The organism is Shewanella sp. SM21, assembly GCF_025654335.1.
In the GTDB taxonomy this organism is placed as follows: Bacteria; Pseudomonadota; Gammaproteobacteria; order Enterobacterales; family Shewanellaceae; genus Shewanella; species Shewanella oncorhynchi.
Map to the genome: position 1 here is coordinate 98,655 of NZ_JAKKRL010000001.1, position 25,802 is coordinate 124,456.

General features: G+C 45.4%; 26 protein-coding genes. 11 read left to right on the top strand and 15 right to left on the bottom strand.

Annotation, left to right across the window (positions count from 1 at the left end; all coding sequences use genetic code 11):
• Positions 1-8 precede the first annotated feature (8 nt).
• The 3 genes from pyrH to rpsB form a co-directional block, all read right to left on the bottom strand.
• The gene (gene pyrH / locus L5L94_RS00420) at positions 9-746 is read right to left on the bottom strand and encodes a UMP kinase (RefSeq protein ID WP_006080981.1); all 738 of its coding nucleotides are present in this window, start codon (positions 744-746) and stop codon (positions 9-11) included.
• 68 nt (positions 747-814) lie between these two features.
• Positions 815-1,666 (bottom strand): translation elongation factor Ts, encoded by an 852-nt coding sequence (gene tsf, locus L5L94_RS00425; RefSeq protein ID WP_028760606.1) that lies wholly within the window; start codon positions 1,664-1,666, stop codon positions 815-817.
• A gap of 120 nt (positions 1,667-1,786) precedes the next feature.
• Positions 1,787-2,515 (bottom strand): 30S ribosomal protein S2, encoded by a 729-nt coding sequence (gene rpsB / locus L5L94_RS00430; protein ID WP_028760607.1) that lies wholly within the window; start codon positions 2,513-2,515, stop codon positions 1,787-1,789.
• Between the two features lie 283 nt (positions 2,516-2,798).
• Here rpsB and map point away from each other — a divergent pair, with 283 nt between their 5' ends.
• Genes map through dapD form a run of 3 tightly spaced genes read left to right on the top strand, consistent with a single transcriptional unit; the run spans position 2,799 to position 7,094 of the window.
• Entirely contained in the window at positions 2,799-3,629 is an 831-nt protein-coding gene (map, locus tag L5L94_RS00435) for a type I methionyl aminopeptidase (RefSeq protein WP_226058787.1), read from the top strand.
• Positions 3,630-3,662: 33 nt separating this feature from the next.
• Entirely contained in the window at positions 3,663-6,248 is a 2,586-nt protein-coding gene (glnD, locus tag L5L94_RS00440; protein WP_168823186.1) for a bifunctional uridylyltransferase/uridylyl-removing protein GlnD, read from the top strand.
• 21 nt (positions 6,249-6,269) lie between these two features.
• Positions 6,270-7,094, top strand: coding sequence for a 2,3,4,5-tetrahydropyridine-2,6-dicarboxylate N-succinyltransferase (gene dapD / locus L5L94_RS00445; protein ID WP_028760609.1), 825 nt, complete (start codon positions 6,270-6,272; stop codon positions 7,092-7,094).
• 133 nt (positions 7,095-7,227) lie between these two features.
• Here dapD and L5L94_RS00450 read toward each other — a convergent pair whose 3' ends face one another.
• From L5L94_RS00450 to L5L94_RS00465, 4 genes are all read right to left on the bottom strand, one after another.
• A complete protein-coding gene (locus L5L94_RS00450) occupies positions 7,228-9,159 on the bottom strand; it encodes an HD domain-containing phosphohydrolase (protein ID WP_263160668.1) in 1,932 nt (643 codons plus the stop codon).
• A 172-nt stretch (positions 9,160-9,331) separates the two neighbouring features.
• Complete coding sequence (gene purU, locus L5L94_RS00455; RefSeq protein WP_113938988.1) at positions 9,332-10,198, bottom strand: formyltetrahydrofolate deformylase; 867 nt, start codon at positions 10,196-10,198, stop codon at positions 9,332-9,334.
• 165 nt (positions 10,199-10,363) lie between these two features.
• A complete protein-coding gene (locus L5L94_RS00460; RefSeq protein WP_173245852.1) occupies positions 10,364-11,845 on the bottom strand; it encodes a PTS transporter subunit EIIC in 1,482 nt (493 codons plus the stop codon).
• A complete protein-coding gene (locus L5L94_RS00465) occupies positions 11,797-12,261 on the bottom strand; it encodes a flavodoxin (RefSeq protein ID WP_212600026.1) in 465 nt (154 codons plus the stop codon). Before L5L94_RS00465 ends, L5L94_RS00460 begins: the two co-directional genes overlap by 49 nt.
• A gap of 121 nt (positions 12,262-12,382) precedes the next feature.
• Here L5L94_RS00465 and L5L94_RS00470 point away from each other — a divergent pair, with 121 nt between their 5' ends.
• Positions 12,383-12,577 carry a hypothetical protein gene (locus L5L94_RS00470; protein ID WP_105249725.1) on the top strand — a complete coding sequence of 65 codons (195 nt, stop codon included), beginning with the start codon at positions 12,383-12,385 and terminating at the stop codon, positions 12,575-12,577.
• A gap of 121 nt (positions 12,578-12,698) precedes the next feature.
• On the opposite strand, the gene truC is transcribed toward L5L94_RS00470, so the two are convergent.
• Both truC and L5L94_RS00480 read right to left on the bottom strand, forming a co-directional pair.
• The gene (gene truC / locus L5L94_RS00475) at positions 12,699-13,544 is read right to left on the bottom strand and encodes a tRNA pseudouridine(65) synthase TruC (RefSeq protein ID WP_263160669.1); all 846 of its coding nucleotides are present in this window, start codon (positions 13,542-13,544) and stop codon (positions 12,699-12,701) included.
• The gene (locus L5L94_RS00480; RefSeq protein WP_263160670.1) at positions 13,531-13,851 is read right to left on the bottom strand and encodes a YqcC family protein; all 321 of its coding nucleotides are present in this window, start codon (positions 13,849-13,851) and stop codon (positions 13,531-13,533) included. Before L5L94_RS00480 ends, truC begins: the two co-directional genes overlap by 14 nt.
• Before the next feature lie 163 nt (positions 13,852-14,014).
• Between L5L94_RS00480 and L5L94_RS00485 the strand changes: the two genes are divergently transcribed.
• Both L5L94_RS00485 and L5L94_RS00490 read left to right on the top strand, forming a co-directional pair.
• Positions 14,015-15,028 carry a DUF3549 family protein gene (locus L5L94_RS00485; RefSeq protein ID WP_263160671.1) on the top strand — a complete coding sequence of 338 codons (1,014 nt, stop codon included), beginning with the start codon at positions 14,015-14,017 and terminating at the stop codon, positions 15,026-15,028.
• On the top strand, positions 15,025-15,411 hold the full coding sequence (locus tag L5L94_RS00490) for a DUF3301 domain-containing protein (RefSeq protein WP_105249728.1): 387 nt from the start codon (positions 15,025-15,027) through the stop codon (positions 15,409-15,411). Before L5L94_RS00485 ends, L5L94_RS00490 begins: the two co-directional genes overlap by 4 nt.
• Positions 15,412-17,170: 1,759 nt before the next feature.
• Here the strand turns inward: L5L94_RS00490 and L5L94_RS00495 are convergent.
• Entirely contained in the window at positions 17,171-17,476 is a 306-nt protein-coding gene (locus tag L5L94_RS00495; RefSeq protein ID WP_105249730.1) for a DUF962 domain-containing protein, read from the bottom strand.
• Entirely contained in the window at positions 17,469-18,107 is a 639-nt protein-coding gene (locus L5L94_RS00500; RefSeq protein WP_263160672.1) for a GNAT family N-acetyltransferase, read from the bottom strand. Before L5L94_RS00500 ends, L5L94_RS00495 begins: the two co-directional genes overlap by 8 nt.
• A 149-nt stretch (positions 18,108-18,256) precedes the next feature.
• Here L5L94_RS00500 and L5L94_RS00505 point away from each other — a divergent pair, with 149 nt between their 5' ends.
• The gene (locus L5L94_RS00505) at positions 18,257-18,490 is read left to right on the top strand and encodes a DUF2789 domain-containing protein (protein WP_028760620.1); all 234 of its coding nucleotides are present in this window, start codon (positions 18,257-18,259) and stop codon (positions 18,488-18,490) included.
• 11 nt (positions 18,491-18,501) lie between these two features.
• On the opposite strand, the gene L5L94_RS00510 is transcribed toward L5L94_RS00505, so the two are convergent.
• A complete protein-coding gene (locus L5L94_RS00510; RefSeq protein WP_028760621.1) occupies positions 18,502-18,909 on the bottom strand; it encodes a DUF3192 domain-containing protein in 408 nt (135 codons plus the stop codon).
• Positions 18,910-19,072: 163 nt separating this feature from the next.
• Between L5L94_RS00510 and L5L94_RS00515 the strand changes: the two genes are divergently transcribed.
• Both L5L94_RS00515 and L5L94_RS00520 read left to right on the top strand, forming a co-directional pair.
• Positions 19,073-19,456 carry an ELKS/Rab6-interacting/CAST family protein gene (locus tag L5L94_RS00515; RefSeq protein WP_263160673.1) on the top strand — a complete coding sequence of 128 codons (384 nt, stop codon included), beginning with the start codon at positions 19,073-19,075 and terminating at the stop codon, positions 19,454-19,456.
• Complete coding sequence (locus L5L94_RS00520) at positions 19,456-20,229, top strand: Zn-ribbon-containing protein (protein WP_263160674.1); 774 nt, start codon at positions 19,456-19,458, stop codon at positions 20,227-20,229. The genes L5L94_RS00515 and L5L94_RS00520 overlap by 1 nt, the downstream gene beginning before the upstream one ends.
• A 95-nt stretch (positions 20,230-20,324) precedes the next feature.
• Here L5L94_RS00520 and syd read toward each other — a convergent pair whose 3' ends face one another.
• Positions 20,325-20,975: a SecY-interacting protein gene (gene syd, locus L5L94_RS00525; protein WP_263160676.1), complete on the bottom strand. Its 651-nt coding sequence runs from the start codon at positions 20,973-20,975 to the stop codon at positions 20,325-20,327.
• A 59-nt stretch (positions 20,976-21,034) separates the two neighbouring features.
• On the opposite strand from syd, the gene queF reads away from it, so the two are divergent.
• Complete coding sequence (queF, locus tag L5L94_RS00530) at positions 21,035-21,892, top strand: NADPH-dependent 7-cyano-7-deazaguanine reductase QueF (protein ID WP_105249734.1); 858 nt, start codon at positions 21,035-21,037, stop codon at positions 21,890-21,892.
• A gap of 82 nt (positions 21,893-21,974) precedes the next feature.
• On the opposite strand, the gene L5L94_RS00535 is transcribed toward queF, so the two are convergent.
• Positions 21,975-22,916, bottom strand: a complete 942-nt coding sequence (locus L5L94_RS00535; protein ID WP_263160677.1) for a LysR family transcriptional regulator — start codon at positions 22,914-22,916, stop codon at positions 21,975-21,977.
• Between the two features lie 123 nt (positions 22,917-23,039).
• Between L5L94_RS00535 and L5L94_RS00540 the strand changes: the two genes are divergently transcribed.
• The gene (locus L5L94_RS00540; protein ID WP_263160679.1) at positions 23,040-25,028 is read left to right on the top strand and encodes an alkyl/aryl-sulfatase; all 1,989 of its coding nucleotides are present in this window, start codon (positions 23,040-23,042) and stop codon (positions 25,026-25,028) included.
• A gap of 170 nt (positions 25,029-25,198) precedes the next feature.
• Here L5L94_RS00540 and L5L94_RS00545 read toward each other — a convergent pair whose 3' ends face one another.
• A complete protein-coding gene (locus L5L94_RS00545; RefSeq protein WP_105249737.1) occupies positions 25,199-25,744 on the bottom strand; it encodes a hypothetical protein in 546 nt (181 codons plus the stop codon).
• Positions 25,745-25,802 lie beyond the last annotated feature (58 nt).

Here is a 25,802-nt window from a genome sequence, read left to right on the forward strand (position 1 = left end):
CTTGGTCATTAAATAACTTTTTTCGCTCTGATCAGCGTGCCTTCTTCTTCACCCATGATAACGCGGCGTAGAGCGCCAGGCTTGTTCATGTTGAAGACTAAAATAGGCATGTCGTGATCACGCGCCATAGTAAAGGCGGCTAAGTCCATTACTTTTAATTCTTTTTCCAGAATTTCCGCATAAGTCACTTCATCATACTTAACGGCGTCTGGGTTCTTCATTGGATCTTCGGAGTATACACCGTCGACTTTAGTGCCTTTCAATACGACTTCAGCTTCGATTTCAATGCCGCGTAAACAGGCCGCAGAATCGGTCGTGCAGAAAGGATTACCTGTACCGGCAGCAAAAATAACCACTCGGCCAGATTTTAGCAAGCTGATCGCTTCAGCCCAATTGTAATCATCACACACACCCTTTAACGGGATAGCTGACATCAGACGAGCATTAACATAGGCACGGTGCAGGGCGTCTCGCATTGCCAAGCCGTTCATAACCGTTGCCAGCATACCCATGTGATCGCCCACCACACGGTTCATGCCTGCTTTTGCTAGGCCTTCACCGCGAAACAGATTACCACCACCAATAACCACACCCACCTGAATACCCAGCTCAACCAGCTCTTTCACTTCCTGAGCCATGCGATCTAATACTTTAGGGTCGATGCCGAAGCCTTCGTCGCCCATCAGTGCTTCGCCACTTAATTTAAGAAGAATGCGTCTAAATGCGGGTTTTGGATTGGTGCTCATAATTTTTATCCTGGTCATAACAAGACCGCAGCTATTGCCGCGGTCTTGGGGGTATTTAGCGTTGGCGATTAAGCCTTTTTAGAAGCAGCGATTTGAGCAGCAACTTCAGCCGCGAAATCTTCTTCTTTCTTCTCAATACCTTCACCCACTTCTAAACGAATGAAGTTAGTGACTTTAGCGCCTTTCTCTTTCAGAATTTCGCCAACAGTTTTCTTTGGTTCCATGATGTAAGCTTGACCAGTCAGAGAAATCTCACCGGTGAACTTCTTCATACGACCAAGAACCATCTTCTCAGCGATCTCTGCCGATTTGCCTTCGTTCATTGACATTTCGATTTGCAGAGCTTGTTCTCTTGCAACGATTTCTGCAGGAACATCTTCTGGGTTCACGTATTCAGGCTTAGAAGCAGCAACGTGCATTGCGATGTGCTTTAAGGTTTCTTCGTCAGCTTCACCGGCAACAACAACGCCAATGCGCTCACCGTGACGGTATGAAGATAGGTTTGCACCATCGATGTACTCAACACGACGAATGTTGATGTTTTCACCGATTTTAGTTACCAATGCAACGCGTGCATCTTCGAACTGTGCTTTTAAATCTTCAAGAGTCACTTTAGATGCTGCAGCAGCATCTAATACTGCGTTCGCGAATGCTAAGAAGTTTGAATCTTTAGCAACGAAGTCAGTTTGACAGTTAACTTCTAATAGCGCAGCGAAACCTTCGCCATTCTTGATCAGAATTGTACCGTCAGCAGCGATGTTACCCGCTTTTTTAGCAGCTTTAGCAGCGCCAGACTTACGCATGTTGTCAATTGCTAACTCCATGTCGCCGTTAGCTTCTGTCAGAGCGTTTTTACAATCCATCATGCCTGCGCCAGTACGGTCGCGCAGTTCTTTAACTTGGGCAGCAGTAATTGCCATTGTTAAATCCTCTATAAAAAATCGACTAATTTGCAGATATAAAACAGGGGCCGAATGGCCCCTGTTAACCAATCAAAAATCTTGGTTAATAAGGGTGATGATAATCATCCCGCCTTATTATTATTCGGCTTCTACGAAACCGTCTTGCTCAGCTTGAACAGCCAAATCTTGACCACGGCCAGCTTTTGCAGCAGCAGCAACAGAAGAAGTGTACAGGCGGATAGCACGCATAGCGTCGTCGTTACCAGGAACGATGTAGTTAACACCATCTGGCGCAGAGTTAGTATCAACAACTGCAACAACAGGGATACCCAGGTTGTTAGCTTCTTTAATAGCGATATGCTCATGGTCAGCACCAATGACGAATAATACGTCTGGCAGGCCGCCCATGTTTTTAATACCACCTAAAGATTTTTCCAGCTTTTCAAGCTCACGAGTACGCATCAGCGCTTCTTTCTTGGTCAGCTTGTCGAAAGTACCGTCTACTGATTGGCTTTCCAGTTCTTTCAGACGTTTGATTGACTGACGAACGGTTTTCCAGTTAGTCAGCATACCGCCTAACCAGCGGTGATCAACATAGTACTGGTCACAAGACAGAGCAGCTTCTTTGATCGCTTCGCCAGCAGCACGTTTAGTACCAACGAATAATACTTTACCTTTCTTTGAAGCTACGTTGCTGATGAAAGCTAGCGCTTCATTGAACATTGGCACAGTATGCTCAAGGTTGATGATGTGAACACCGTTGCGAGCACCGAAAATGAATGGCTTCATTTTTGGGTTCCAGTAACGGGTTTGGTGACCGAAGTGGACACCGGCCTGAAGCATATCGCGCATTGAAACTGTAGTCATTTCTATTACCTTAAAATTTAGGGGGTTAGACCTCCACGTATCCCATGTCTTCGACCCCTTATATAACAACTGAGGGCACCCCGAAGAATGTGTCGACACGTGTGTGATTTAGTATTTAGACAAATAGCCATGTATAATGGCCGCCATCTTTAGTCTTGCAAGTATCAAAGCAGCGCAAAAGCTGGCTTAGACAATTCATCAAGACTTAAACATAACGGCGCGCTTTATACCATAAATAGCCCTAAAGCACAAATTTTTGCATTAGGTTGCGTGGCCAACAGACATTAAAGACACAAGAGAAAACGCAATGAGTATAGTCATCAAGACCGCTGAAGAAATTGAAAAAATGCGTGCTGCGGGCAAACTAGCCGCACAGGTATTAGAAATGATCGCGCCGCATGTTAAACCGGGCGTGACCACCAATGAGCTCAATGACCTCTGCGCCAAATATACCGAAGAGCAAGGTGCGATTTCGGCGCCGCTTAACTACCATGGTTTTCCCAAATCCATTTGTACTTCTGTAAACCATGTGATTTGCCACGGCATTCCAAACGACAACCCACCATTGAAAGAAGGCGATATCCTCAATATCGACATCACAGTGATTAAAGACGGTTATCACGGCGATACCTCGATGATGTTTTTAATCGGTGAGGTGAGCGCGAAGGACAAACGTCTGTGCCGCATCGCGCAAGAAAGCCTGTATTTAGCTATTCGTAAGGTTCGTCCAGGTTTAAAACTGGGTGAAATTGGCAATACTATCGAAAAATTCATCAAAGCAAGTAAAACAGGCCTTGAGAAATATTCCATCGTGCAAGATTATTGTGGCCACGGTATTGGATCGGGTTTCCATGAAGAGCCTCAGGTCATGCACTACCGTAACGGCGATAACACAGTATTACGCCCAGGCATGTGTTTCACCATTGAACCTATGATCAATGCTGGTCGCCACACGACCATACTCGATCGCGATGATAAGTGGACGGTAACGACCTCCGATGGTAAAAATTCAGCCCAGTGGGAACATACCTTACTGGTGACTGAAAAAGGGGTTGAAGTACTTACCCTGCGTGAGGATGAAGATTTCCCACGCATCATCAATCACGAGCGATAGGCCACACTAACAAACATAAAAACAAGGGACTCGATGAATATAGCTCTGCTCGCTAAACAATCATTAATCGAACAGAATCAGATTCTTTTGGCCAGTTTTAAGGCTAAAACCCCGATTGAAGAGCTCGTCACGCAGCGCTGTCAATTTGTCGATGCCCTTGTTAAGCAAGCTTGGGAACAGCACGGTCTAAGGGAATATGATATTGCCCTGATTGCCGTGGGCGGCTATGGCCGTGGGGAGCTGCATCCCCACTCAGATGTCGATTTACTGTTCCTGTTTAATGATATTTTGTCACCCGCCGCCGAAGCGGCACTCAGTCAGTTTATTGCCTTTCTGTGGGATGCCAATCTGGAAATCGGCCACAGTGTCCGTACGTTAAACGACACGATTATCCTCGGCCGAGAAGACATCACCATAGCCACCAATCTGTTAGAGGCACGATTGCTCGAAGGGCCCGAATTTTTATTCGATCAACTTTATGATGCGATTCGTCAGAGTGACTTTTGGACTTCAAGCGATTTTTTTATCGCAAAACGGGATGAGCAAAATGCTCGCCATGCCAGAGCCAGTGCCTTCGATTTAGAACCCAATATCAAGAGTTGTCCCGGTGGTCTTAGGGATATTCAAACCATTGCTTGGGTAGCCATGCGTCACTTTGGTGCCGCTCGCCTCGAAGAATTAGTCCAATACGACTTTTTAGAGCCTGGTGAACTAGAAGAGCTGCTCGAATGTCAGCACTTTTTGTGGAAGCTACGCTTTGCCCTGCACATGGTGGTCGGTCGCGATGAAAACCGCTTACTGTTTGATGTGCAGCGCCAAGTTGCCGAGCTTATGGGTTATGAAGACGCCACCCAGCTTGCCGTTGAGCAGATGATGAAACGCTACTATCGCACGGTACGCCGAGTGATGGAGCTAAACGAAATGTTGCTGCAGCTGTTTAAACGGGCAACACTGGGGCACACAAAAGCTTTAGAAATTCAATCGATAGATAAACACTACCAGCGCCGCGGCACTTTTATCGAAGCGCTAAGCGATGATCTTTTCGATAGCGGCGAAGAAATTGTCCGGCTGTTTTTGTTAGTCGCTAAAAACTCCAACATCAAAGGTATTTACGCACCAACACTGCGTTCACTGCGCCGAGCAAGACGCGCCCAACCGCAAGCCTTGCAAGAAAACCCGCTTTGTCGCCAAGCCTTTATGGAAATTCTGCGACACCCTCGCGGCATTGTTGCTTTGTCTTTAATGCATAAACACGGCGTGTTATCGGCCTATTTACCCGCATGGCGAAATATTGAAGGCCAGATGCAGTTCGACCTGTTCCACGCCTATACGGTCGATGAACACACCCACAGATTACTGCTCAATATCGAGCGTTTTTCCCAAGCCGAACAAAAGGAAGAATTTCCCTTAGGCTCGATTCTCATCAACCAACTGCCTAAAAAAGGTTTACTCGTATTAGGCGCTATCTTCCATGATATCGCCAAAGGCCGCGGTGGCGATCACAGTAAACTTGGCAGCAGCGATGCCCTCGCCTTTTGTAAGCTGCACGGGTTAAACGATCACGATGGCCGTCTAGTCGCTTGGCTGGTTGAAAATCATCTGGTGATGTCTGTCACCGCCCAGCGCCGTGATATTTCCGATCCCGATGTGGTGGCCGACTTTGCCAATAAAGTCCGCGATGCCGTGCATTTAAGTTATCTGTATTGCTTAACGGTCGCTGATATCTGCGCCACCAACGAAAAAACCTGGAACAACTGGAAAGGCTCACTGCTGCGCGATTTGTACTTTTCGACCCAAAGAGTGCTCGCCCGCGGTAAAGAAAAACCCGTCGATATTCGTGCCAGAGTGCGTGAATACCAAGCCAAGGCAAAAAAAGAGCTGCTGCGCCGCGGATTGAAAGAGAAAGATCTCGATGCCCTGTGGCAACGTTTTAAGGCAGATTACTTTTTACGCCACCAGCCAAATCAAGTCGCGTGGCACGCCGAAGCGATTTTAAAGCACAAACAACAGGATGAGCCTTTAGTCTTAGTGTCCAAACACACCACCCGTGGTGGTACTGAGCTATTTGTCTATTGCCAAGACAGACCTAAATTGTTCGCAACTGTGATGGCGGTACTCGACAATAAAAATATCAACGTCCATGATGCCAACATCATGACGTCAAAAGATAATTATGCCCTCGATACCTTTGTGATCTTAGAGCAAGATGGTGAGCCCGTTAGCCAGCTTTCACGCATCCAAAGTATCCGTAAGGCGCTTGAGAAAGCCCTGTCGAGCGACAGTCCAAAACTACCGCGCTTTAGAAAACTATCGCGCAAAATGAAACCTTTTAATGTGCCGACACAAGTGAGTTTCCTCGAAAGCAGTCGTCATGGTACAAGTATGATGGAGCTTATCGCCTTAGATTCTCCAGGATTACTGGCAAAAGTCGGGGATATCTTTTACCGTTGCAACACAACATTACTCGCGGCCAAAATCACCACCATTGGTGAGCGAGCCGAAGACTTTTTTATGCTGCAGACCAATGACGGCTTGCAACTTAACGAAACCCAAGAGAATACCCTCAGGGACGCTTTAATCAGTGCCCTGAGTGCAAAGAATATCGAATCAGTTAATTAACGAGACCAGTGGGAGAAGTAAATGGAGGCTTTACGCCAACGTATTGAGGCGGCTTTTGAAGCACGCGCCGACATCACACCAAGCACAGTTGACGCCGGTGTGCGCAGCGATGTGCAAAATGTCATCAATATGCTCGATAAAGGTGAAGTCCGTGTCGCCGAGAAAATCGACGGACAATGGCATGTGCACCAATGGCTGAAAAAGGCGGTATTACTGTCCTTCCGTATTTTCGATAACGTGGTTATCGATGGCGCCGAAACCAAATACTTCGACAAAGTGCCGTTAAAATTTGCCGAATATGATGAAGCCCGCTTTAAAGCGGAAGCCATTCGTGTAGTGCCTTCGGCGACAGTACGTAAAGGCTCATTCATAGGTAAAAATACCGTGTTGATGCCATCCTATGTGAACTTAGGTGCCTATGTTGATGAAGGCACTATGGTTGACACTTGGGCGACCGTTGGCTCATGTGCACAAATCGGTAAAAACGTGCATTTATCTGGCGGCGTAGGTATTGGTGGCGTACTTGAGCCATTGCAAGCGGGCCCGACCATCATCGAAGATAACTGCTTTATCGGTGCACGTTCTGAGATTGTTGAAGGCGTTGTGGTTGAAGAAGGCTCAGTGATTTCCATGGGCGTGTATATCGGCCAAAGCACTCGAATTTACGATCGCGAAACTGGCGAAGTGCATTACGGTCGTGTACCAGCAGGCTCTGTTGTTGTTTCTGGCAACCTGCCATCAGCCTGTGGCAAATACAGCCTCTATGCCGCTATTATCGTTAAGAAAGTCGATGCAAAAACCCGCAGTAAAGTGGGTATCAACGAATTACTGCGTATTGTTGATTAACAGTCACTGCATTTGTTCGATAACATGAGTTCCATAAAAAGATGCCTAAGGGCATCTTTTTTATTATCAGAACTATTTAACCTACGATTAAGCGATTACTGCCCAGCTTTATAATAACTATCTAATAAAGCAATTAAATCAAACGCTCTACTTCACGAAATGCATTTCTCGTCATGGCAATGGCCCGCCAGCCGATAATCCCCAATGGCTGCTGCGCTTTGTTCACCACCACAAGATATTCTGAATCCAAAAGATTCAACTGCAATAAGGCATCCTCCGATGTGGCCACCTCACTGATAATAGGCACTGAATGCTGCATGATCTGATGGGCTTTTTTATGTAAAGATGCCCTATCCTGTTCACGCTCAGCCGCAGTGCCAAGTAATGGGCTAAACCAATGTTCCAGTAAGCGACTCGTGATCACCCCAAGTATCTTATGTTGCTCATCCAATACCACGGCCACCTTAGCATGGGCAGTCGTAAGTAAACGCTTAATATCAACTAACTCATGGTCGAGTGAAATCGTGACTAAAGGTTCAAGCGGCGCAGCACCAATATGATCGCTAATACTCAACTCTCGATTAATCAAAATCGCTAAACAAGTTTCGACTATCTCAGGGTCAAAAAGTGTCCCTTTACCCGCACGCAGCACTTCAGTCATTTTCTCCAGCCCTAACGATGGGCGATAAGGCCTGTGGGACAATATCGAATCGGCAACATCGGCGACGGCAATAATTTTCGCTTCATATAAAATGGCCTTATCCTTTAAGCCCGCGGGATAACCTGAGCCATCGAGCCGCTCATGATGCTGTAAAATCATCTCTTTAATGGGCCAAGGAAACTCCACATCCTCAATAATTTCAGCACCATGTAATGGGTGAGTCTGAATTAATGCGTATTCTTCTTTTGAAAGTTTTGACGGTTTTGTCAAGATCTGCGATGGAATCGCTAACTTGCCGATATCATGGACTAAGGCACCAATCTTCAACCCTTCTAAACGCAGCGGGTCTAAACCTAATTTCTCACCAATCAAATAACTTAATTGCGCCACCGACTTTTGATGCCCTGCGGTATAGGCATCTTTCAGTTCTAATGCCTCAGAAATAGCACTAATAAGCTGGGTTAACGATTGAGATAATTGCTCTTTTTGCGCTTTAATGATTTTGGACTGGCGGGATACCGCTCGCAATGTGCGTGGTAGTACAATGCTGTGCCATAAAATGCTGGCAAAAGTCAGTAATGATCTCGCATCATTACGACTATAAGGCTCGTTACGGTCGACCACGCACAGCATGCCCACTAAGCGACTGCGAAATAAAATCGGCACCGCCAAGTAACGCCCTCCAAGTAGCAGTTTATCTAAGGGCAAATCCCCTAAGCGCCTTTGGGAGTCGGTTTGGTTTTGGATGATCAGCTTATAATCTCGCACACATTCGAGCCATACGCGGCTTTCAAGTTCTGACACTTGGGTATTATCTTCAACAAAATCGGCTTGATTAGCCTCTGCGTGGGGATACTCAGAACGCGCGGCGAGTGTGAGTGTTTTTAACTTTTCGTTATGCAACAGAATAAAGCCATATCGACTGCCAGTGAGCGACATCGCCTTAGAAACTGCAACTTTAAATACTTCTTCTTGGGAGGATTTAATCACATCTTCAATGTGTTGCAGCCAAGCATCGCTGGCTTGAATCGCTCGACGATAATCCGAGTGCAACTCCTTCATCTGCGGATCTTCAAAATTGATGTCGGATAGAATCAAGTACCATCCCATTTCAGGCAAAGAATGCAGCGCGAGATGCACACGTATGCCGCGATGATCTTGTAATTGAAAACCTATTTCTTGGCCGCGTCGCCTCACTATATCGGCGCATAGTTCAGCATTAAAAGCACTAAACAATTGGCTAATCGGTTGATTAATGATTTGCGCCGCAGAGCGTTTGCAACGGCTGTAAAAGGCTTGGCTCATCCGTAGCACACAAAACTGCTCATCTAGCTGTGCCCAAGATAAATTCAAACTATCGGGCAAGTCTTTCATTCCAACGATAAGGCTTTGACGAGTTGACATCCAGCACTCCGACCTGTGATTCGAGCATGGCCAACACACTATACCGCTATGTTCACCCCAATGTGAGCACTATAAAATCTCCAATAAACATAATGATAGCTGATTTCATGACAGACGCGGGTTAAAATAAACGCCGCAGAATGTCATGCCATTGCCACGACTCACCTACATCTTAGAAAACGATCGTTTTATTGCCGTACACGACCACTTGTTCGTTGAGCACTAATTGTAGCGCTTTACTCAATACACTCTTTTCAACATCGCGCCCAGCACGCGCCATTTCTAAGGCGCTATAACTGTGGTCGACGGGAATCACGTCTTGCTTGATGATCGGCCCTTCATCGAGGCAATTATTCACAAAATGCGCCGTCGCACCGATAATTTTCACCCCGCGCTCCCAAGCCTGACGATAGGGTGCTGCGCCGATAAAGGCAGGTAAAAAAGAATGGTGAATGTTGATGATGCGATTAGGATATTGCGCCACAAAATCTGGAGTTAGCACCCGCATGTACTTAGCCAACACCAGATAATCTGGCTCATATTGCGATACCGCGGCCAACAGTACTTGCTCGTGTTGAATTCGGTCCAAGCCTTCGTGGCTCACCAGATGAAAGGGGATGTTAAACTTCTCTGCCAATTCACGTAGTGCATCATGGTTACCCACCACAGCGGCAATCTCGACACTTAAACCACCGTAATAGGCTTTCATTAACAAATCGCCTAAACAGTGCGCTTCCTTTGTGACTAACACCACAATACGTTTTTTACCTGCGCTAACTAACGTCATATGATTTTGCGTAGGCAGTACGTCACGCAGATCCTGCAATAACTGTTCGCTGTTAAAAATGCCCTCTAACTCAGTTCGCATAAAGAAACGCCCTTGGGCATTATCCACAAACTCACTGTTTTTGATGATATTCAGTTTATGAGTAAAACAAACACTGGTGATTTTAGCGATGAGGCCTTGGGCATCAGCGCAATCCGTCAGTAAGATTTTACGCTCTATGGATGGCGAAGTATTACCGCGAGTTTCAGTCATTTGTTGCAAAGTTGGCTCTCCTATATTGTCCCTACATCGAGTTTGCCATAGCAAATCATGCTGAACAGTATGAAAACCCTATAATGCGAAAATAAAAATGACATTTCAGAGGCTTGAATCAATAAAATGTAAAAATTAAGCAGTTAATTTTGTAAAAACACAATCCTAGCGGCGAGTATCTAAGTAACGCTGCAACACTTTACGCAGGGTTTCGGCCTTAGTGCCGTAAACCACCTGCACACCTTTGCCCATAACGATCACGCCCTTAGCGCCCAACTGACTCAAACGCACCTTATTGACTAACTCAGGCTTGTGTACGCTCAAGCGTAACCGTGTCAAACAAGCATTAAGTTCAACGATATTTTCACGCCCGCCGAGCGCCGCAATAATCGCCCGTAAACTTTCTTTGGGTCCTTTACTGTCGTTATGCTCAAGCCTACCGGGAGTTTTCAAATTAAAGGCTAAAATACTCAGCCTAAACAACAGGTAATATATTATGGCGGTTAAAGGCCCAAGGAAAATAAACCAGCTGGCATTACGGGACAATGGAAATAGCAGCGTAAAGTCCACCAACCCTTGGGAGAATACTATGCTGTGGTGAATATCCAGCATAATACAGACAAAATAAGCGAGCCCAGTGAGTAAGGCGTGAATAATAAATAGAATCGGCGCCACAAACATAAAAGCAAATTCGATAGGTTCAGTCACCCCAGTTAACCAACTTGCCGCCCCCGCCGAGAGCATAATGCCCGCCACGCGATTCCGCTCAGAGGGGTCAGCGCAGCGCCACATTGCCAGTGCAGCAGCCGGTAATCCCCACATTTTAATCAGATAACCACCGGCAAGGTTTCCAGCCTGCGGATCGCCCGCTAAATAGCGCGCCACCTCACCACGAACGACTTCATGCCCCAATAACTGATATTGGCCCACCTCTAAGTAAAAAGGCGCATTCCAAATATGATGTAAGCCAAGGGGAATAAGTAACCGCTCTAATGCGCCATAAACGCCAAAGGCGATGGCCGGTTTTTGATAAACCGCCCAGTCGGATACGCGCTCAATCAATAAAGCTAATGGTGGCCACACATGGGCGAGTACATAACCTAGGCTCATTGCTAGGGGAATAATAAGTAAAGATGCACTGCGACGTCCCTCGAAGAAAGAGAAAATCGCAGGCAAGCGAATATATTGACTCCAACGGACTGCGAGGCAAGTGATACCACCGAGCATCATGCCACCTGCAATCCCAGTATCTAAGGTATCCATTCCTAATAAAGGTTGGGTTGGAAGTCGATACAAATCGGCCAGTGCGGCTAACGTCGCCGTCATCACCCCATAACCAAACACTGCCGAAAAGGCGGCAATGCCTTGATCGCGACAAAAACCAATAGCGACAGCCACGGCAAATAACATCGGCATAATGGCGAAAATGAGTTTGCCCACCGCCAGCATCAGCACTGTCAGCTCTTCGGGCATAAAAGGAATTGGACTAACGGTTAAGCCGAGCATAACCCCAGCGGCGGGTAAAATGGCAATAGGAATAAGCAGCGCTTGGCTTAAGCGCTGGGCAAATTTAAACCACTGTAGATTGACGAAACTACCTAAGCGACGAGCTCGGTTTTGACGACTTGATTCCAGCGTTTTAGCCATTTTATCGCTTCAACCTCAGGTTCCATGGTTTCACAGGCATCAATTTCAAGTAATTCCACCAACGGCTTAGCGCCAAGTTCACTCAAGAGTGCATTTACAGACTTACCTGCACCGCAGAAAGTCTCATAACTTGAATCACCTAGAGCTATCACACTGTATCTAAGCTCAGGTAAATAGGGTGCTAGATGTTTAAGATTATGGTACCAAGACTGAATATCATCGGGTAAGTCCCCTTGTCCGGTCGTCGAAGTCACCACCACTAACAATTCATCCTGAGGAGGAATAAAGCTTGCTACCTCATTAGGTTGCCACAATGTGACATCATAACCTAAAACTTGCATTTCTTTCTCTAGGGTTTCAGCGGCAAATTGTGCACTACCATATACAGTGCCAAACACCAGATTCACCTTTTTCATGATACACTCCACATCGCGTTGCAAACCTTATTAGGCTGACCTTACTTTATTGTTCAGCGTATGAGCAAGCTAAGGCGCAAATTTTTTATAAATCAAGCCATTGAGCGTGAGAAAATATCTAATGCGACAGTCCACCCGCCAAAAACACCTCAAGCAGCACCACAAAACAACCCATATTCGGCGTAAAAACTATTTCCACTCCGCCCAGCAAAATCTCATATCGCCACTTGCACTCACGTCTGGATTCTCAACCTTAGCCGTCATGATGCAAGAGCTGCGGCCACAAACAGCACAAACGCCACAACTCCTCGATTAAGCAATCCACCTCGTTTTAAATTCGATGACTTTAGTTTCAATAACAAAGCAAAGTGAATGCACTTAATTTTATTCACGCGGCTAAGTTGATATCACCATATCAAGCATTGGCCGCTTGCTGTTCACGCCTCTTGGGCGATGAATAACTCTGCTTGCTGACTCAAGGTCGCCTCATCCCAACCTAGCTCGGCAAACACGGTTTCCCACTCAGGCTCGAGCTCGGTTTCTATGCTGAGCCGAGTTTGAGTTATAGGGTGTGTAAAGGTGAGTTTTTTTGCGATAAGCCACAGGCGATTAATACCGAAATGCTCACGAAAAAATGCATTTTGCTTACCATCGCCATGGGTGGTATCACCGACGATGGGGTGGCGTAAATGCGCCATGTGTCTTCTGAGCTGATGCTTACGCCCCGTTTTAGGACTCAAGCGTACCAGTGCGAAACGGCTAGTGGGATATCGACCTGACGGATACGGAATTTCAGTATTGAGTAACGGCTCATACGCCGTCACAGCCTCCTGCGCCGCTTTATTAGGATCGGCATTCTTATCGCCTAATTCATCCAACTCAACCTTAAGCGCATAGTCTAAAATACCGCTCTCATGCATATTACCGCGCACTAAAGCCAGATATTGTTTTTCAACCGTATGGGAGGCAAATTGCTCACACAGAGCATTGGCCACTTCACTACTCTTGGCAAACAAGAGCACGCCGGATGTCGGCCTGTCGAGACGATGTACAGGAAACACATGGCAGCCCACTAAGTCACGGGTCAGCTGCATGGCAAAAAATCGCTCCCGACGCGCTAAATAACTGCGGTGGACCAATAAGCCTGCGGGTTTATGAATTGCCACTAAGTGCTCATCTTCATAAAGAATTTCAATCTCAGGCGCCTGCTCTTCTAAATCATCCTCTTGGGATACATTCACTGCATTTTCAGGCGTTTCAAGCCAGATATCATCTTGATTCATTTAACAACATATCCAATTCATTCAATAGGCTAATTAAAGTTTGGCGCGGGGGTATATCCAGCCAAACATGTTCAGCCATAGGCGCTATCGCAATTTGCGTCGGCAATGGCGCACCCGTTTCGATTAAAGTCTGCATTCTAGGCAGTAAAATAAACTGCAACCACTGCTCAAGGGGCATAAGATCACAGGCAAAAGGTGCTGTGCTTGCCATTGCAGCGGCAGAAGGCGCTTGCTCAGACCACAACTCGGCCGCTTGCAGCGCGTAGGTAATTTGAACCAATTTAGCTTGGGTTTGACTGTATAACATAGCTTTCAGATCCATTCTCATATTAGCCCTGTGTGATTCGAAAACTTCCCACAATTCACTGGCCGAATAGGTCGATTAAAGTGCCGCAATCATACCATCCAGACGCACTTCCCCCTATAATGGCGCCAATTTATTGAGCCTCTTTGATTGATATGGCAGCCAAATGACTGAAATTACAACTTTAAGCCAGTTTTTAACCACAGCCAAAACCCAGTTCCAAGTGTATGATCTTGGCCGTAGGGTGCAACATATTGATATGCTCGCGTTTCACCAAATCGAATCTCTGTCAGCCCCTTATCCTTATCCCATTCAAGGGCATGCACAATTTGCTATTGTCTTTTGGGATGCTAGCCAGCAGCACTTTATTTGGTTTCTAAAACTGGCGTTAGATGAGCAAGGATTACTGTCGCCCGCGCCTCGCTCACAATTTATCGAAATGATATTAGCGGCACTAGGGCAAGATCCCACTCAGCCGCTCAGTGATGAGCAGCAAGAACGACTCGCAAATAATCCCTTTAATTTCAAGCCAAGCCAGGAAAAACTGGCCGTATTTAACGCACTCGTTCGTAAACAACTTGGCCAACGCGCTTCATCACAATACGAGTTTGCCGTGCAATATCTGTCAGGCCAAGTTGCCCCATCACAATGGCAACATATTGGGATGCAAGGCATAGCCGATGTGTGTGTACACGCAAAAGAATTTGATCATGAGCAGCACTTGGTATCGAGTTTTAATACAGCCGCCATTGAAGTGCAAATCGCCCTATGCCAATGTCTTGAACACTTACTGATTAGCGACACTCTCGCCGATAAGATTCTCGCGAAACTTCAAGACGCAGCGCCAGAACACCAAGCCTATTTCCTTCGCGCTTTGGCTTCTAGCGCCAAACACAGCCAAAAAGCGTTTGCGCATCTACACGGCCAATCCTCTTTAGATACCAATGCCCTCATCAGCATTGCCGGACGTAACTGGTCGGTATTAAAACAAGATTCAAGTCGCAGTCTTTACTTAGAAGCTTTAGCACTGCAGCCCCAAGCCTTTTTTAATCAGGTCTTTGCTGATATTGTGGCTATTCCTAGTTTGCGCAATCAACTACTAGGCGAATTAAGAAATCCCAATCGAAGTGTTCAACTATCACAAGCCATAGGTGGTTTGTTTAAGGCAGCTAGCAAATGATGTCAGATTTACTGTTAATTATTGGCCTCGTCGTGATTGCCGCATTCTTTTGGCAACTACGCCAAATGGCAGAGTTGAGCCGTATTTTTGCCGAAAAAGAATGTTGGCGACAAAAAGTTCAACTGTTAGCCATTGCCATGGAAACTGCCCGCCCAAGTATTGGCGGCACCACGGGAATTTGTTGGAAGGCGAAATATTTATTTGAATTCAGCACCGACGGCATTAACCAATACCGTGGCCATATTTGGATGCAAGGCAAGAAAATTCAAAAGATTGAATGGCCTATCTTCCCTGAGCCCGAATGGCATGAAGCCCCAACGTCACAGGGTAAGTTTGGCGGGTGTGGTACGCAAAGTGGTTGTAACTCAGGCAAATGCCATTAAGCTTTTATCGACAATGTTGGCTCAAATAAAATGTGAGCCAACATAGAGAGCAAGACATCATTCTTTTTTATCGTAAATACGGCTAAAAAATAGCTCACTGAAAAAGCTAAAAAAGAAAGGGCGCGGCCCTAAAGCCACGCCCTCCTATTCTCTGTTAAGCTATCCCGCTATTTTTGTGCTCCCTGCACCATCCATGCGTCAATCTGCGTCCTGCTTCATCCCTGCTCAATCCTTGAGGTCCTTGTACTCATGTACTTCCCTATCTCTTGGTCATCCAGTCCCAAGCTTGCTCTTTCCTGAGCGGTTCCATCATCATCCATGAAACGGGTATTGCATCCATTCAATTGCACTCCCTGTGCCATTGCCATCCTATGCAATGAGTCTATCAATCCTTGATAGTCTCCCTTCCTTGGTATTGGCTCTCTTTCATCCTGAAAGGCCTATATCCCTATCTTTCCTTAAGTCACATTCCTTAGTCACTGTTCGATCATCCTGATCGCAAACATCCTGTTGCCCGTAACTCCTTCTACAAGATGAATTCTACGCCAACCAACAAAAGTACTCATTGTGGATTATTTAAAATGTTAACGAAGATGGTGAGTTCAACTGATAAGAAACAGACTAACTTACTGATGTAAATAAAAATAATAACCAGCCACAAGACGTAACCACCCTTTTGACTTACAAATTACTTACATACTTGTGAGAGATCTCTTACACGGAGGATGGCAATTCGAATCAAAAGTAAGCAAAGCGCTAGATGTTCTCCCCTGAAGGACTTATGCATAAACCGCTATCGCTCGAAATTCGACAAGCATTCGGCGCATGACCAAAACACAGTCAACACAGAGTAAATCATTGGGCAATAAGAGAAGTAAGACTGGTAAACATGTTTTACGGCAAGATGTCTTTAAGCAGCGTTAAGATAAAGTCTGTGTGAATAGCGTTATAGCGTGAATAGTGTTATAGCTTGGCAAAGCCAGATTAATGCGGAAAATGAACCAAAGAAAAGGGCGCAACTAAAGTGCGCCCCATTTATCCTTTGTAAGCCGTCCTGCTCGATTTGTGCTCCCTGCACCATCCATGCGTCTACTTGCGTCCTGCGTCGTCCCTGTAATTCCTTTTCGTCCCTGTGTATCAAACTTACGTGAGATAACACTCAGTCCCTTGACCTGTAAATCCTTTTTACAGAGCCTGTCACTTCCTATGACGTATTCCTATTGCATCCTGCAAAATTTATTTTCCATAGATTAGTACAAGCTGTTCACCCTTATACTTTATCCTTATCTCGATACATCCTGTTTCGAGTTCATGCTTAATCCTTAAGCGTGTCCTGTATTCTTCCTGAAATTCATCATCCTGACGATACAACTCACTGTCCCTAATCATCCTTGAAAAGCAATCCTGCTTTTCCTTAGCCTATCCGAGGCGAATGACAGTTTTCCTACCGTCAGCGATTTCAACCTTGAAATCTTAATTCGTTGCTTCTTGCGTCCCTTTGGCCTGTTTCGCTTTCCTTGCTATCCATTTGCTTTGGCCATGAGTGAATTTTACGTTAACCCTAACTTTTTTGTTCGGCTCAAAGAACGGACTACAAAATTAATTACGGACCAACCAAAGGAAAATAAATACAACCCAATGATTCTATTTAAAATTAAATACTGCAGGACAAAAAACAATCAAAAAGAAAACATTATGTCCTACAACGTTTGTAAGCGATCTCTCACACGGGCATGGGCATCTCACTCGGGCAATTTTTTTAACGTTTAAAAAAGCGGCGGATCATCTGAGCAAACATCACCCAATCTGCCATCAAACTGTAAAAGGGATACTGAAATGTCGCGGGTCGATTCTTCTCAAATACGAAGTGTCCCACCCATGCAAAACCGTAGCCAACAATAGGAATAAACCAACATAGCCACCAGGCTTGTGAAACCAAGGCAATGCCAATCAGCAGCAGAACTAAACAACTGCCAACAAAGTGTAATTGCCGACAAGTCGGGTGCTGGTGTTGGGATAAATAGAAAGGATAAAAATCGGCGAAACGTTTATAAGAGTTAGTCATCTTGTTGAACCGAATAGAATAAAAGCTGGCCATGGACACTGCCAATACTCAGCTCGCCTATGGATACAAAGTCATGCTGAGTAAACAGTTGCAAGTGGTTCTCCTGAGCGACAAACACACCAATGCCATCCAAATCAGGCTGCTCATCACACCAACTCACCACAGCTTGCACCAACTTATGTCCAAGTCCTTTGTGCTGTTCATTTGGTGCAAGAGCAATAAACTGCAAAATACCGCAGTGCTTACTGGGTAAAAGTTCAATAATACTGGACTCTTTGTTCATTAGTGCTTGAGTCGATTGCCAACCTGTACCTAACAACATCTTTAAGCGCCAATGCCAATAACGCCCTTCCCCTAAAGGCACTTCTTGAGTAACGACACAGGCTAACCCAAAGAGTCTTTCATGGTCGAATAAACCAATGAGGGCTTGTTTTTGTTGCCATAACGTATTGAGTTCTTCCCTGATTGCGGCGCGCAATTTTTGCTCATAAGCGGCTTTGTCTGAGGTAAAGAGTGAATCGACAAAAAAAGGATCATCATGGTAAGCGTTATAGAGAATAGAAGCGGCAATGCGTAAGTCTTCCGCGGTCAAATAGACTGCGCGGCAGTCCTCCAGAATTTCATTGTCCATCGTTAGCATTCCTTGACTTAGCTCACACTTTTTATGCGTAACTGTTAATCTACCAAGGAAACTAAAAAGTGCAAATTTTAATCATAGATTGCATTTTTCAATCAGGCGCTTACTCTAAACGAAGGCACTATACTGAAAAGGAAATAATGATGGATACAACTCCAGTAGACTTAAGCCACTTGTTTGAGCAACTCGGTTTAGACAGTAGCGACGAGGCCATAGCGCAGTTTATTGCAACCCATGATATCGACCATCACATCCATTTAAGCCAAGCGCCCTTTTGGACCCCAGCCCAAAAGAGCTTTATCATTGAAGGTTTAGAAGCCGATGCCCTCTGGACTGAGCCCATTGAGCAATTAGACACTCAGCTACGTAAACGATAAGACTCGTTGGTTCAGATTTTACCGTAAGCCGTTTCACCCCAACCCACTAAGGCATTGTTGCTCAGCACGATAGGCGTGCATTCATCCTTAGTGGTTTTTCCATCGCCATTATTACGCTGGGTACGATAAAACAACACTAAGACTTCTTTATTGGCTTCACCTTGTTGAGCACTTTGTTGAATATAGGCTTCACTAAAATCAGCGGTGCCCATTAAGATCATCACTTGGTCTTTAGGCATGCCTAAGCTCAGTTTGGTTAAGTTAGTGCGATTTTTATCCTGCACTTTCTCCCAAGATTCGCTGCTATCCCAGCCCGATTCACCATCACCGACATTGACCACGCAGCCGCTAAGACCTAAGCTTGCGAGCCCTAAAAAAGTGATGGCGATAAGTTTGTTATTCAATTTATGGTTCATCATGTGACATCCTGTGTAATTATTATTGAAGCTTAAAAATGGTATTTCGGCTGGACAATAAGCAAAATAAATGCCACAAGACAACATACTGTTTTTAAATGAAAAAATTAATTATTATTTTAAAATTGGTTTAAACAATTCAACAAATTAAGGAATTTTGCTAATTATGAGTCCCCTTGACCAAGTATTAGCGGCCGCACGTTCGCTCGAAGCCTGCGGTAAAGTACCGAGCCTTGCCTTAATTAAAACCCGTTTAGGTAGTAGCCTACCTTTACCTATATTGATCCAAGGCTTACAGCAATTTAAATCTATGCCTAAGGCGGATCGCGAGCGTTTAGCTGAGTTGCAAACTATCAGCCCTACAACTGACACTCCCGCAACTAACGATACCTTAACCCTTGCAGTGCTCGCCGAGCGCATGCAGATGCAACAGGCGTATTTTGAACGTCATGCTGAGCAGCAAAAAACAGAAATAATGCAATTAAAAAACGAACTGCTTGAACTTAAACAACGCATCAACTTATTAGAAATCCAAGGAAAAACAGCTTAATGTTTGTCACTGAACTGCGCTTCGAATGCTTCGCCGACACCACGATATCTGCCGCCGAGAAGGCCATTAATCAGCTCCTTGAAGCCTATCGAGCTAATGGCCAAATCTTAGGACGAGAATTTGCGGTCGCCTTTAATGACGGTGAGTTTAGAGTGCGTTTATTGATGCCAGAGAAAAGCAGTTTAGCGCACAAATATCACAGCCCTTGGGTCAAAAAAGCCTTAGTAGAATTAACCGACGCTAAACTACTCGCGCCGCGGGAAAAGTTTATTGGTCAGGATATCAATTCTGAAGTAAGTAATACCGAAACACCCAGCTGGCAACTGCTATACACCAGTTTTGTGCATATGTGCTCGCCCCTACGCAGCGGCGACAATTTATTGCCCATTCCCCTGTACCGTATACCCGCAACCTTTAATGGCGATCATAAGCGTATTATCCGTTGGCAGAGCGAATGGCAAGCCTGCGACGAGCTGCAAATGGCGGCGGCCACTAAGGCAGAATTTGCCGCGCTAGAGGAATTATCGAGTCCTGACAGTGATTTATTTCGCAGAGGTTGGGATTTGCGCGGTCGTATCGAATATCTCACTCAGATCCCGACCTATTACTACTTATATCGCGTTGGCGGCCAAGATTTGGCCTCAGAAAAAACGCGACCTTGCCCACGTTGTGGCAGTCATGATTGGAAACTCGATGAACCTTTATTAGATATGTTCCATTTTCGCTGCGAGCCTTGCCGCATAGTGTCGAATCTGTCTTGGGATCATCAATAACACCTGTTTATCCCCTTGCAGAACTCAACCTAAGATAAGCCACGCTTAGGTTGAGTTAATACTTAGGTTGATAATAAAAATTTCGCTCACAGAAGTTAACGCTTACCGAAAAGGTTTTGCCACATACGTTTAAAACTGGCGAAAATACCAGGATGTTCTAATGCGGACATAGGTAGTTCTTCATGTTTAACGGGTGGTGCTATCCGTGGCGATAATGCTTCAATAAACGCAGTCAAACTCGAGGACAATTGCTCAGATTGCACTTCACCAGGGATTTCAATCCATACGCTACCATCACTGTTATTGATGGTGAGCATTTTATCTCCCTCATCTAACAGACCGATAAACCAAGTCGGTGACTGCTTCAGTTTCTTCTTCATCATCAGATGACCAATCAGGTTTTGTTGCAGGCAGTTAAAATCGTCATCATTCCAGACTTGCAGTAACTCCCCCGTGCCCCACTTAGAGTCAAATAATACTGGTGCGGAGAAATAATGACCGTAAAAATCATTGATCTCTGGCCATAAAGTTAACTCCAGTGCATGCTCTACATTGGCGAAACTGCCTTCAACTTTGCGTTTCACTGGCTGCCAAGAAACGGCCTGTTCAAGATCCGGTTGAAATTCGCCTTGAATACACACAGAAGGCTCACCCTGTGGGTAATAACGCGGTAGTTCACCTAAACTCGTTAAGTAAGCTTGATGATAGTTTTGCAAAAATTTATCGAGTGCGGGCAGACAAGACACTTAAGCACAATCCAATTTCAGGTATAATGTGCGCCTATTTTGACATGGAAACAGTATTGATGACACAGAATCACGATCCCTATAGTGATGCGCAAGCGCTTGTTGGCCTGACTTTAGGTAAAGCCACCGACTACCAAGCCGAGTATGATGCGTCGCTGCTGCAAGGGGTTCCACGCTCACTAAACCGTAATGCTATTGCACTCACTGGGACGTTACCGTTTCATGGTGCCGATATCTGGACGGGTTATGAGCTGTCTTGGTTAAATGCCAAAGGTAAGCCTATGGTGGCCATAGCTGAATTTCATTTAAGCTATGAAAGCCTGAATCTGATTGAGTCGAAATCGTTCAAACTGTATCTCAATAGCTTTAATCAAACCAAGTTTGATAGCCTAGATTCACTGCAAAAAACCTTAGTGCAAGACTTAAGTCAGTGTGCTCAAGGTGATGTTAGCGTTAAGATTATCGAGCCAAAAAGCTTTGGTATTCAGCGTATTATTGAGTTACCAGGCACTTGTATTGACGATCTCGATATTGAAGTCAGCGATTATAGTTTTAATCCTGATTACTTAGTTAACAGTACAGACGATAAGCAAACGGTCGCGGAAACGCTTAATTCAAACCTGCTGAAATCCAACTGTTTGATCACTTCGCAACCCGATTGGGGCAGCGTGATGATCCGTTATCAAGGCCCTAAAATCGATCGCGAGAAACTGCTGCGCTATTTGATTTCTTTCCGCCAACATAACGAATTCCACGAGCAATGTGTCGAGCGAATTTTCGTCGATTTAAAACGTTTTTGCCATTGCACTAAATTGACGGTTTACGCCCGCTACACGCGTCGCGGTGGTTTAGATATCAACCCTTATCGCAGTGACTTCGAGCAACCTGGTGAAAGCCACAGACTCGCAAGACAGTAATGACCTTCTTAGGCTATTAGATTAACAATCTGAGATAGAAAATAAAATTTAAAAACTGCAACAAAGCTCTGAATCGCTAGCCCTAGCTGCTCGCTAGATTTAGAGCTTTTTTATTCACAGTGTTTGCACTCGCATTGAGCAATAAACGCCGTAACCATTGATGGCTCGGGTTTTGGGTATATTTACTGCTCCACACCATATACAAATCAATTGGCCGAGTTTTCAGGGGCATAGGTAAAATCTGTAAGCCGAACATCTCAGCGTACTGACTGGCGTACCGCAAAGGCGCTATGCCTATCGCCTCACTTTTACCTACGGTTGCAAACATACTCAATAGTGATGACTGCTCACTGTACATCTTGCGCCTTGGTAACACGCCTTCGGTAAACAAATCCCCCGCAGTCAAATTAAAACGCCTTAGATTCAAAAAGACGTGTTTCTCCTCAAAATACTGTTCATGGCTAATGACACCTTGAATACGAGGATGCTGCCGACTGACGATACAAACTAAATTTTCGGTAAAGAGCAATTTGCTCGAGAGCAAACTTTGCTGCGCGGGCTTAATGTCTATGGCAACGGCGACCCGCTCAAGCAAAATATCGCGATATAGCTCATCCTCCTGCGGCGGTGACTCGCGGAAAATGACTTCAATATCCGCATTCTGTAACAAAGCCTGCACGCCTGATTGCAGCGCTTCGATAACCGACTCATTAGCATATACATAAAAGCGCCGCTGGCTCGAGTTGGGATCAAAATGCTCAAACCCTAGTAATACGGTTTCAATATCCGCCATGGGCTGCTCAAATTTACGGTACATCTCCCGTGCAACCGATGTAGGCTCAATTCCCCGTCCAACTCGATTAAACAGCGACTCCCCGACCCAAGCCCTGAACCGGCTTATCGCATTGCTCACGGAAGACTGAGTTAAATCTAACTCCTGTGCCGCTTGAGTGAATGAACGAGTACGGTAAACCACCATAAACACGCGTAATAAATTTAAATCTAATGGCTTTCGTGTCGGCATAAAAGAGTGCACTCATTCACTATATGAATATTACAATCCAAGCTAACTCGAGTTATCTAAATACACAAGCTGGCTATACTCAAACCATCAACGACACTATCCCACTTTTCGGTAGGTAAAATAATGCAAAAATCTTTGATGACAATGAGTATTATCGCAAGCTTCTCTTTAAGCGCCGTGGCCGCTGAACATGAGCATGAACATATTAGCCTGCACTATCAGGGAAAGCCTGCCACCGAGCAAACCATTGCGGTAAACAAAGCCACGGCAGCAAGCCTTAATTTTGCCGATAAAAAAGCCTTTGAAGAGTTTTCTAAAAATCTTATTGCTGAACTAGATGAACCAACAGCAGCCATTTTACGTGCCGATTTCAGCTTTATTGGCGACAAAACCCCAGACACAGTAAACCCTTCACTTTATCGCCAAGCTCAATTGAATATGGTGTCTAACGGCTTATACAAGGTCACAGATGGCATTTATCAAGTGCGTGGCACCGACTTATCGAACTTAACCCTTATCCGCGGTAAAACGGGCTGGATCCTTTATGACGTACTGCTCACCAAAGAGTCAGCAAAGCAATCCCTTAAGTTTGCGCTTAAACACTTGCCCGAGGGCAATGACTTACCCGTAGTCGCAATGATTTATTCCCACAGTCATGGAGATCATTTTGGCGGCTCCCGCGCCATCAAAGATATGTTCCCAAACGTCAAAGTCTATGGTTCCAATAACATCACCAAAGAAATTGTCGACGAAAACGTGCTTGCCGGTAATGCCATGAGCCGCCGCGCCGCCTATCAATACGGCGCCACATTAGAGCGAAACGATCAAGGCATTGTCGATGCCGCACTTGCTAAGGGATTATCCAAAGGCGAAGTGACCTACGTTAAACCCGATGTCACCTTAAATGCCAAAGACAAGTGGGAAACACTCACTATTGATGGTATCGACATGGTGTTTATGGATGCCTCAGGCACAGAAGCCGCCTCGGAAATGGCCACCTATATTCCCTCAATGAAAGCATTGTGGACCGCAGAGCTCACCTACCACGGCATGCACAACATTTATACCTTACGCGGGGCAAAAGTCCGAGATGCGATAAAATGGTCTAAGGATATCAACGAATTACTGACTCATTTTGGTAATGATGCACAGGTTATATTCACTGCCCACTCAGCCCCCGTATTTGGCAATACTGATATAAACCAATACTTAAGAATGCAAAGGGATAACTATGGCCTAGTGCATAATCAAACCCTGCGTTTAGCCAATAATGGCGTGGGTATTCAAGATATTGGCGATGCGATTCAAACCACTATCCCTAAGGCTGTGCGCGATACTTGGTACACCAATGGTTACCATGGCACCTACAGCCATAATGCCAAAGCCGTGTACAACATGTACCTTGGCTATTTCGATATGAATCCCGCCAACTTAAACCCACTACCGACAAAAGATGAAGCGACGAAATTTGTGGAGTATATGGGCGGTGCCAAAGCCGTAGTGAAACACGCCAAAGCCGACTATGCCCAAGGCGAGTACCGTTTTGTGGCCACCGCACTCAATAAAGTCGTGATGGCAGAACCTAATAACAAAGAGGCAAGACAATTACTTGCCGATACCTATGAGCAACTGGGTTATCAAGCCGAAGGGGCTGGCTGGCGCAACATTTACCTCACTGGCGCCCAAGAGTTACGCGTAGGCATTCAACCCGGCGCGCCTAAATCGGCCTCTGCAGATATTTTAGGAGAAATGGACATATCGACCCTATTTGACTTCCTCGCCGTAAAAGTCGATAGCCTCAAAGCTGCTGAACTTGGGCTAATCAGGCTTAATGTGATTAACCCCGACACCCAAGAAACGCTCTATGTTGAACTAAGTAACGGTAATTTAAGCAATATTAAGGTTGATAAACCGATGGAGGCCGATGCCAATCTTTATATTGATAAACGCTATATTACGGGGATTTTACTCGGAAAAGTCACACTTAAAGAGTTACTGGCTAAGGGTACTGCCAAGTTAGAAGGTGATAAAGATGCCTTCGGTAAGATAGCGTCGACCTTAGTAAAGTTCGATGAAAGCTTTGAAATCGTCCCACTACCAAGCACGAAATAACCAAATCAACGCCCTGAACCTTCAGGGCGTTTTTATGGAAAAATCACACTAGCACTAACCATTCTGACACTTGGCGAGTCGTGTTCTGTAAGCAAGAGTGAAGTACGGATAGCCATTTGCACGACATGTTCTCTCGTGCAATCTTTAAAGGCCAGATTAAAGTAAGAAAATTAATTCGCAGACTCTGGCGTTGGGACTGAAGTTTTGCACTCAAGCAATAACTGCTGAAAATGCGCGCCTAAGTCTTGCTGGGCAAATTGCTCGCTCGCGGTCACCATTTGCTTAAGGCTTTGTAAGGCTTGATCTAAACCTTGTTGCTCGATAAGACTTTTAGCATAAGCCGCCGCATCGGCGCCCTTTTGTAACAAGCTCGCGACCTGATCAAAACTGATGTCTTGCTCCATTACTTTCTGTAAGTCACCCAGCAGTTCTGCCACCTTAGCAGACTCCACCAGCGAGCCTTCAACATTGACTAACTTACCCAGCGGATCTTGGCTGAGTTTTTCAGCCACACAGGCCGAAACTGTGCCTGCTGCCGCGCTTTGAGCCACAACATCTAAGCCATTGGCACGAATTTGCTCAACCACTTGCTGCAACTGTGGATCTTGGGCTAACCAAGCCTGCTCCAATTGCTGCTTTTCATCGCCACCAAAATAACCACAACCAGATAGCAACACCATCATAGTGGCAGGTATTAGGCACTTAATCCGTTTCATTGTTAAACCTCATTTATTTCATTCAAATTCAAAATATTATGGGCGTGACTATACCCAG